Origin of the sequence: Tropicimonas sp. IMCC6043, from assembly GCF_004146235.1 — a bacterium.
GTDB lineage: Bacteria > Pseudomonadota > Alphaproteobacteria > Rhodobacterales > Rhodobacteraceae > Tropicimonas.
Genome location: NZ_SELO01000156.1, coordinates 1 through 525 on the forward strand (window position 1 = coordinate 1; position 525 = coordinate 525).

At 64.4% G+C, this 525-nt stretch carries 1 pseudogene; it reads right to left on the reverse strand.

Annotation, left to right across the window (positions count from 1 at the left end):
* Window positions 1-525: pseudogene (locus tag EU800_RS26200) on the reverse strand (IS3 family transposase); the annotation flags it as partial.

Sequence of the window (525 nt, forward strand, 5' to 3'; positions counted from 1 at the left end):
GCGTCCGATACGAAATCCAGGCTCCAGCGTTCATTGGGTCGCTCGGGCACCAGCATCGGCCTGCGGGTTCCGAGCGCCCGCTTCCGGCCGCCGCGCTTCCTCACCTGCAGCCTTTCTTCGCGGTAGAGCCGCCGCAGCTTCTTCTGGTTCACCAGCCAGCCCTGCCGCTCCAGCATGACATGCACGCGCCGATACCCGAACCGACGGCGTTCCGTCGCAACCGCCTTCATCGCCTTGCGCAACTCGGCATCGTCCGGGCGCACGCTGCGATACCGCACGCTCGACCGATCGGCCCCAAGAACTGAACACGCCCGCCGCTGGCTCACCTGATGCACTTTGCACAGATGCGCCACGGCATCCCGCCTGGCTGCGGGCGTCACCATTTTTTTGATGCAACGTCCCGCAGCATCGCGTTGTCCAGCATCTGCTCGGCCAACAGCTTCTTCAGCTTCGCATTCTCGTCCTCGAGCGCCTTCAGCTTCCGGGCATCCGAAACCTCGAGCCCACCGAACTTCGCCTTCCATT